The sequence below is a fragment of the Cyanobium sp. LEGE 06143 genome, assembly GCF_015207535.1.
Lineage (GTDB): Bacteria > Cyanobacteriota > Cyanobacteriia > PCC-6307 > Cyanobiaceae > NIES-981.
In genome coordinates, this window is the sequence record NZ_JADEWP010000120.1 from 1 (window position 1) to 7765 (window position 7765).

At 62.7% G+C, this 7765-nt stretch carries 10 protein-coding genes; 7 read left to right on the forward strand and 3 right to left on the reverse strand.

The window, feature by feature from the left end; all coding sequences use genetic code 11:
- The coding region (locus IQ216_RS09320) for a cytochrome c biogenesis protein ResB (RefSeq protein WP_193815251.1) at positions 1–732 on the forward strand (732 nt) is incomplete at its 5' end.
- On the opposite strand, the gene queF is transcribed toward IQ216_RS09320, so the two are convergent.
- Positions 720–1160 carry a preQ(1) synthase gene (gene queF, locus IQ216_RS09325; RefSeq protein ID WP_193815252.1) on the reverse strand — a complete coding sequence of 147 codons (441 nt, stop codon included), beginning with the start codon at positions 1158–1160 and terminating at the stop codon, positions 720–722. The genes IQ216_RS09320 and queF overlap by 13 nt on opposite strands.
- Before the next feature lie 206 nt (positions 1161–1366).
- Between queF and IQ216_RS09330 the strand changes: the two genes are divergently transcribed.
- Complete coding sequence (locus IQ216_RS09330) at positions 1367–1705, forward strand: P-II family nitrogen regulator (RefSeq protein ID WP_186698784.1); 339 nt, start codon at positions 1367–1369, stop codon at positions 1703–1705.
- Between the two features lie 129 nt (positions 1706–1834).
- Here IQ216_RS09330 and IQ216_RS09335 read toward each other — a convergent pair whose 3' ends face one another.
- Entirely contained in the window at positions 1835–2701 is an 867-nt protein-coding gene (locus tag IQ216_RS09335; RefSeq protein ID WP_193815253.1) for a TlyA family RNA methyltransferase, read from the reverse strand.
- A 126-nt stretch (positions 2702–2827) separates the two neighbouring features.
- Here IQ216_RS09335 and IQ216_RS09340 point away from each other — a divergent pair, with 126 nt between their 5' ends.
- Together IQ216_RS09340 and purB are read left to right on the forward strand one after the other, a co-directional pair.
- On the forward strand, positions 2828–3076 hold the full coding sequence (locus IQ216_RS09340) for a hypothetical protein (protein WP_228007336.1): 249 nt from the start codon (positions 2828–2830) through the stop codon (positions 3074–3076).
- A gap of 85 nt (positions 3077–3161) precedes the next feature.
- Positions 3162–4457, forward strand: a complete 1296-nt coding sequence (purB, locus tag IQ216_RS09345) for an adenylosuccinate lyase (RefSeq protein WP_193815254.1) — start codon at positions 3162–3164, stop codon at positions 4455–4457.
- 26 nt (positions 4458–4483) lie between these two features.
- Here purB and IQ216_RS09350 read toward each other — a convergent pair whose 3' ends face one another.
- Entirely contained in the window at positions 4484–5563 is a 1080-nt protein-coding gene (locus IQ216_RS09350) for a polysaccharide biosynthesis/export family protein (RefSeq protein WP_370566689.1), read from the reverse strand.
- Between the two features lie 435 nt (positions 5564–5998).
- Here IQ216_RS09350 and IQ216_RS09355 point away from each other — a divergent pair, with 435 nt between their 5' ends.
- The 3 genes from IQ216_RS09355 to IQ216_RS09365 form a co-directional block, all read left to right on the forward strand.
- Positions 5999–6973, forward strand: a complete 975-nt coding sequence (locus IQ216_RS09355; RefSeq protein WP_228007337.1) for a GNAT family N-acetyltransferase — start codon at positions 5999–6001, stop codon at positions 6971–6973.
- Between the two features lie 140 nt (positions 6974–7113).
- Complete coding sequence (locus IQ216_RS09360; RefSeq protein WP_193815256.1) at positions 7114–7383, forward strand: acyl carrier protein; 270 nt, start codon at positions 7114–7116, stop codon at positions 7381–7383.
- 99 nt (positions 7384–7482) lie between these two features.
- Positions 7483–7765: beta-ketoacyl synthase N-terminal-like domain-containing protein (locus IQ216_RS09365; RefSeq protein WP_370566690.1), on the forward strand; the 283-nt coding region annotated here is incomplete at its 3' end.

The window sequence follows — 7765 nt, forward strand, 5'->3', positions numbered from 1 at the left end:
GCTGAACAATTCCTGGCACCTGGGCGCAGCCTGGAGCTGGTGGACAGCCGCGGCCACAGCACCCTCACCCTCGCCCTCGACAGCTTCGCCGTGGAGCGCGATCCCGCCGGGCGGCCGGAACAGTTCCGCTCCGACCTGCGGCTGCTGGAAGGCGACGGCGAGACCGGCACGCTGCTGAAGGCTTCCCAGATCAGCGTCAACCACCCCCTGCGCTTCCAGGGCGTCACCCTCTACCAGGCCGACTGGGGGCTGGCCGCCATCACTGTTCAACTGGGCCGCAGCCCGCTGCTGCAACTTCCACTGCAGAGCTTCACTGAGCTGGGGGAGCAGGTGTGGGGCCTGGTACTGCCCACCCGACCCGATGGATCCGATCCTGTCCTACTCAGCCTCAGCAGCGAGCAGGGTCCGGTGGAGGTGTTCGGGGCTGATGGCGCCAGGCTCGGGCAGCTGGGGATCGGCGCCTCCCCACTGGAGGTCAACGGCCTGCCGGTGCGGGTGGCTTCGGTGCTGCCGGCCAGCGGCATCCTGCTGAAGCGTGATCCGGGAGTGCCCCTGGTGTACGCGGGGTTTGCCATCGCCCTGGCCGGCGGTGGCCTGAGCCTGCTGGCCACGCGCCAGCTCTGGGCGATCAGCGAGGCCGGGAGGCTGCACGTGGCCGGCCTCTGCAACCGCAATCTCGCGGCCTTCGCACGGGAGCTGCCTGAGTTGCTCAACCCGCCTCAGCAGGCCTGACGACTGCCGTGGCGAACCGTGACCACCGTGTGGACGTTGCCGCGCGGATTGAAATCAGCTTCCAGCTGCATCCATGTCGGCTCGCAGGCCACCACGAAGTCGTCCAGGATCCGGTTGGCCACCTCCTCATGGGAGATGCTGCGATTGCGGTAACTGTTCACGTAGAGCTTGATCGCCTTGAGCTCCATCACCCGGGGACCTGGCTGGTAGAGCAGGCGCAGAGTCGCGAAATCGGGATAGCCCGAAAAGGGGCAAAGGCAGGTGAATTCCGGCAGGGTGATGGCGATGTCGTAAGGACGCCCCGGCCGGGGATTGTCAAAGCAGATCAACCGGGATTCTGCGATGGCCCGTTCGCCGTAGAGGGGGGTCTGGGTGCGGCCCGGGGCGGAGCCGGCACTCGCCTCGGGCGTGGCAGATGGCGTGGACACGGCAGGGCACTGAGCGGGTCACGACCATGATGGCTGAAACCATCTGAGGGCCTGGGGCCCGCTCCGGCCCAGAAGCGGGGATCCTGTCGAGGCGCTGGCCAAGTAACATTGGCTACGACAACACCCCCTTGGCTCAGGCCTAATGGACTCCTCTCCGCCAAAAGCGGCGAGCCATGAGACCCTGATCGTCCAGCCCACCGGTATCCATGAAAAAAGTCGAGGCCATCATTCGGCCCTTCAAGCTTGAAGACGTCAAGATTGCGCTGGTCAATGCCGGCATCGTGGGCATGACCGTCAGCGAGGTTCGCGGCTTTGGTCGTCAGAAAGGTCAGGTGGAGCGCTATCGGGGTTCCGAATTCACGGTGGAATTCCTCCAGAAGCTCAAGCTCGAAATCGTGGTAGATGACGACAAGGTGGACACCGTGGTCAATGCCATCCAGGACGCTGCCCGCACCGGCGAAATCGGCGATGGCAAGATTTTTGTGGGCACCATCGACGGCGTGATCCGCATCCGCACCGGTGATCGCGACAGCGGCGCGATCTGAGCCCGTCGGGCTCTGACCTCTCTTCCCTGAGCACGCCAGCTCAGCTCTGCCCCCTCCACCACCAGCTCTGCTCCCCTCCAGCAGCAGAGCAGAAGGGGGCAGTGCGGCCCCCTTTCCCACGACACCGGCTCAGGGGGTGGCCAGGGCGAGGTCAACGCACGCTTTGATCGCTGCAATCCTGTCCTTCGGATCCTGCGGCAATGCCCAGTTCGCCAGCGCTGGAACGCTCTCCAATGCCGCCGAACGCAGCCAGAGCAGGTACTCGTGGTTGCCGGCAGGGCCTGTGATCGGAGAGGCCACCAGGCCTGTGGCCTGAAGGCCCAGCTGTTCAGCGGCCGTCAGCACCGCCGTGATCGCCCCGACATGGGCCTGCGGACTGCGGACCACACCGCCTTTGCCCACCTGGCCCTTCCCCACCTCGAACTGGGGTTTGACCAGCAGGATCAGATCGCGCCCTGCAGTGGCTGATGATCCTCTCAGCAGCGCCAGCAAAGCCGGCAGCACCCGGGCCAGGGAGATGAACGACACGTCGGCGACGGCCAGATCCGGTCTGGGGTCGCTCGCGCCGAACAGCGCTTCAGGGGTGAGATGGCGCAGGTTCGTGCGCTCCTTGAGCACCACCCGCGGGTCACAGCGCAGCCGCCAGGCCGTCTGGCCGTAACCCACATCAATGCCGTACACCCGCGCAGCCCCGTGCTGCAGCAGGCAGTCGGTGAAGCCGCCCGTCGAGATGCCGCCATCGAGACACACCCGACCGCTCACAGGGATCGGGAAGCTGGCCAGGGCCAGCTCCAGCTTCTCGCCACCTCGGGACACGTAACGGGGCAGCTGCAGCACGTTCAGCGGCAACGCAGGCGCCACCTCAGTGCCGGGTTTGTCAAGGATGCGCTCGCCGCTGCGCACCCGGCCGGCGCGGATCAGCACCTGGGCCTGTTGGCGTGTCTCCACCAAGCCGCGGGCCACCAGTTCCAGATCCAGGCGCTGTTTCGAAGCCACGACTCCGGGAGCGGACAGGTGTTGCCGTTCCCTGATCAAACCACAAAGCAAACGGAACAGATTGCGTGATTGTCCACGGCGGCGCCCGCAGCCGCCTGAAGATGGCCCCAGCCCCCGAGCGGCAGTATGCAGTCCAGCGCAGCCAGCATTCCACCCACAGCCCAGGTGGCCGACCTGGAACGCCACCGTCAGTCGGCCCAGCTCATCGAGGCCCTGAGCCCTGGCAGCTTTGTCACGCTGCGCAACCAGCCCCCCGACCTCCCCCCCTTCCAGCTGATCCAGTGCCGGGGTGGGCGCTGCTGGGTACGCCAACAGAGCTGGGGGGCGATGGTGCAATGGGAGGTGGCCCACCGCCAGCTGAGGGTCCTGGCCTGACCCCGGTGGTCCTAACAGCCGCGTCCCGAACGGCCCCATCCATACCGACCCATACATTGGATGGGCCGTTCCCACCCGCTGGGCCTTGATCAAGCGTTACACCCTGCCTGAGATGGGCGCCATCTGGAGCGAGCAGGCCAAGTTCCAGAGCTGGCTAGACGTGGAAATCGCCGCCACAGCCGCCAATAGCGAGCTGGGTCGGGTGCCCGCCGAGGCCCTGGCCCAGATCAGGGAAAAGGCCAGCTTCAGCGTGGAGCGGATCCTCAGCATCGAGGCCGAGGTACGCCATGACGTGATCGCCTTCCTCACCAATGTGAATGAACACGTGGGTGACGCGGGACGCTACATCCACGTGGGCATGACCAGCTCCGACGTGCTCGACACGGGCCTGGCGTTGCAGATGAAGGCCTCCGTGCAGGTGCTGCGCCAGGAACTGGATCAGCTAGCCGAGGCGTTGCGCAGCATGGCCCGACAGCACAAGGACACGGTGATGATCGGCCGCTCCCATGCGATTCACGGCGAACCGATCACGTTCGGCTTCAAGGTGGCCGGCTGGCTGGCCGAGACGCTGCGCAACCAGGAGCGGCTCGAGCGGCTCGAGCAGGTGGTGAGCGTGGGTCAGATCAGTGGCGCCATGGGCACCTACGCCAACACCGACCCTGAGGTGGAGGCCATCGCCTGCAGGCAGCTGGGCCTGGTGCCGGACACGGCCAGCACCCAGGTGATCGCCCGCGATCGCCATGCGGAATACGTTCAGACCCTGGCCCTGGTGGGAACCGCACTGGAGCGCTTCTCCACCGAGATCCGCAATCTGCAGCGCACTGACGTGCTGGAGCTGGAAGAGAACTTCGCCAAGGGCCAGAAGGGCAGCTCGGCCATGCCCCACAAGCGCAATCCAATCCGCAGCGAACGGATCAGCGGTCTGGCCAGGGTGCTGCGCAGCTACACCGTGGCGGCCCTGGAAAACTGCGCCCTCTGGCATGAACGCGACATCAGCCACAGCTCGGTAGAGCGCATGATGCTGCCCGATTGTTCAGCCACCTTGCAGTTCATGCTGAGGGAGATGACTGAAGTGGTGGGGGGTCTGGGGATCTACCCCGAAAACATGATCCGCAACATGAACATCTATGGCGGCGTTGTGTTCAGTCAGCGCGTGTTGCTTGCCCTGGTGGAATCGGGTCTCAGCCGCGAAGAGGCCTACCACATTGTCCAGACTCATGCCCACGCGGCCTGGAATTCCGAAACCGGCAACTTCCGAGACAACCTCGAAGGCGACCCGGCGGTCACAGAGCTCCTGAAGGCAGAGGCTTTGGCGGACTGTTTCACCACGGAACTGCACCGGGAGAATCTGAATGTGATCTGGCAGCGGCTGGGGATCTGAGCGATCCCAGCATTCAACACTACGCCTCAGCGAGTCAGAATGTTGTAAAGGGAGGCAGCATTCAACAGGGGACCGAGGGGCGCCACCGCTTGCGACAGAGTGTCATTGAAACGGGTCCAGTTGTTACGGGACACCACGATCACATCACCATTCCGCAGGGGGGGATTGGCCTCCGAACCCAGTTCGGCTGAAGGGTCAAAGGCCACCTCCTGGGAAAGGATCGAACCATCGGCCTCCAACCGCAGCAGGCGGACGTTGGAGACCCTGGCGCGCTGGGGGTCAAGACCGCCGGCGGCCATCACCGCATTGGTCAGGGGGCTATTTGACTTCACCTGCTTGATACCAGGAACCTCTACTTCACCAACGACATTGACCGAGATGGCGTCGGGAGCGAAGTTGGAAGCACCAGTAGCAATCAAGGCTTCATTGGATCGAGCGCCTTCCAACTTGCCGACCCTGATCATGTCACCGTCATTAATCAGGGGATTAACGACCTGTACATTGTTCATCAGGACGCTGAGATAGTCGAAGTGATATTCACGCGGCGCCTCTCCAGGAACATTGCCCTGGCGCACCAGCACCAGATTGGAGAGATCCCCCATGGCCGTGATGCCGCCTGCCCGCTGGATCGCATCCACCATGGTGGGCCAACCAGAGGTTGCCACCACCGTGCCCTCCACACCGGGGCCTGCCGCTCGCAACGTTGACGTCGATGGATCACGGCTGAGGGTATAGAAGCCTGGCCGCTCCAGCTGACCCACCAACGACACCCGCACCGGCCTAGGCGCGATCAGGTCGATGTAGACCAGGGGTCGACGCAGGATCGTGGAGTAGAGACTTGTGATGCGCTGGTTGGATTCATCCAGCGTTAAACCCCACACATTGACTGACCCGATCCGAGGTAGGTTCACCGTGCCGTCGCTGAGAACTTCCGTTTCTGCGGCATAGCCTTCAACCTTGAAAACAGAAATCCTCACCCGATCTCCGGGCGCCAGGCGGTAGCGGAAATTGCTGGTTTCCGGGCTGAAGGTGGCCCGGCGCGCGCGGGCCTGCCTGGTCTGGCGCTGCTGTTGCACCGCGGGTTGACCCGGGAAGGCGCTGGGCACCGAGGGATCTGACTGGGGCGCAGCTTTCTCCCCAGTCATCGGGTAAGCCTGGCGCTGGGCCAGCCAAGCACCGGAAGCGGCCTGCGGGGCGAAAGGCTGCCGCTGGCCTGCCTGAGCAGGGATGCCGAGAACCATCAGTCCAGGACTGGCGAGCAGCAGCCCCGCAGCTCCAATCCGCAGCGGTGCCTGGGCGGCGGCTGTCAAATGGACACGGACGGAGAGCAGCATCGAAACCTCGACAAACACGCTGACCTCCGGCCGCTACTGGCGGTTCAGCATTGGTCTCTCACTGTAAGGGCAGAGTCCGTTCGGATCCAGGTGACAGCCTCAGAACCGGCGGGGCCTCAGGGCCTCAGCCCTGGGCCTTGGTTCTGAGCCTGCCAAGGTGGTTTCATGGGCAGCACGACCGTCCACCGCGCTCAGCCCCAGCGACCGATGATCCCCCTGAGCCGTGCACTGATTGACGACATCAAGCCATTTTATTTCTTTTCCAACTACGGATTAACCCTCTTTCTTATTCCTGGCAACACGTTCGAAAACTTTTCAGACGAAGTCGGCCTGCTGCGAGAGCTGACCTACAGACAGAAGCTTTCTGGCTCCGGAAACAACAAAGACTTGGATGGCAGAGATCCATTCTACGATCACTTTATTTTGGTTGACGATGCAACATTTGCCCTTGCAGGGACAGCCCGCCTGCAGTTTGTGCCTGTTCAAACCCCTTCTACTGACCCCAGCCCTAGCGGTCTTGCCCATAGCTCTGCAACGTCATATCTTGAGCACGTCTACCCAGGAATCAAAAATTTTCTGATCACCCGTGGCAGCCATCTTGAGATCGGCAGGGTCGCAATTTCGCCGGCATTTCAGAGGCAACCTGCTTCCCTGATGACCCTATTCCGAGGAGGCCTTCAAGCAGCCATTGCCTCAGGCTACACTGCTATTTATGGATTAGTATCCTATAATCACTTCCAATATCCAGGCAGTGTGAATGATTACTTTCTTCGTTCCCTGATGCTCTCTCCGTTCAGGGACGACAACACTGACATCCCCCCGGCCCGCTACCCAAGGGGGTTCCGCGGTGATGAACGCCACGCGGGTGGCAGCTGCCAATCCATCCAGAGGCTGGAAGGTGAAACCCAGAAACAGCTGGCCAGCTTCAAGCTCCCGGTGTTGTTACGCCAATACATCAATCTCATGAGTGCCAAAAGTCATGACATCTCAGTGGCCAAAGACTTTAACCAGATCACCGAGATTTTAATGACAGCCGACCTCACAAAGGTACCCCGCCGACGGCTGCAGCATTTCATTGGCTTTTCCCACGCGCCGGTGTACCGGCAGTTTCCCTGGTTCCGTGGTCTTTCTGAGGTTGACCCCAGTGGTCCTGGCCGTGCTGGCAAACCCTTGAGTAAGTGATAAAATACTCGTCGTAGAGCACCCGGTCAGACCCCGCTCCAGCTCGTCATAGTAGCAAACTCTTGACAGATTCAGTCACCCCAGAATCCAACGAAGGGCTGCCATCCTGCGCAGGCCACCTGCAATCAGAACCCAGCCCCGTGCTCACCGAGGCAGAGATTCTGGCTGGTTTGAAAGATATTCTGGCCCGGATCGCCGGGGTGGATCCCGCGGGTATTGAGTTGGATGCCCTCATCATTGATGATGTCGGTGTTGACTCCCTTGGTTTCTATGAGATTCTGATTGAGGCCGATGAAACTATGGGCATCAAAATCGAAGAAAAAGATCTCCTTACCTTCAAGACTGTGCGCGACATCGTTGATTACGTCAATGCCCGTGCATTCACCGCGACCCAGCCAGCCCCTCGCTGAATGCCCCAGGGCCGGGGCCTGAGCACGGTTGGGGCTCTGTAGGCGCAGGCCCCACCACGTAGGTTTGGCCATGTTTCGCGCACAGCGCTGAACCCAGCCGTGGCCAAGGAGAGGATCGCCATCACGGGCATGGGAGCCCTCTCGCCTCTGGGTGCCGGGGTAGAGAGCTGCTGGCAGGCCTACCTCGCAGGCCGATCAGGCATCAGCCTTCTGGCGGACGGGTGGGCTCAGGACTTGCCATCCCGGGTGGCGGGGATGATCCCAGACGAGCCCACGGCCCAGTTGGAGCCCCTGCTCAGGCGCCGCCTCGATCGCTGCTCCCAGTTGGCCTTGCTCGCGGCCAGGGAGGCCTGGCAGGGGGCGGGCCTCGACGCTCCTGGTG

Bases quoted from the DNA above. Each gene is read 5' to 3' on its own strand.
- IQ216_RS09330 (WP_186698784.1), top strand. From the start codon at position 1,367: ATGAAAAAAGTCGAGGCCATCATTCGGCCCTTCAAGCTTGAAGACGTC.
- IQ216_RS09340 (WP_228007336.1), top strand. From the start codon at position 2,828: ATGCAGTCCAGCGCAGCCAGCATTCCACCCACAGCCCAGGTGGCCGAC.
- IQ216_RS09355 (WP_228007337.1), top strand. From the start codon at position 5,999: ATGATCCCCCTGAGCCGTGCACTGATTGACGACATCAAGCCATTTTAT.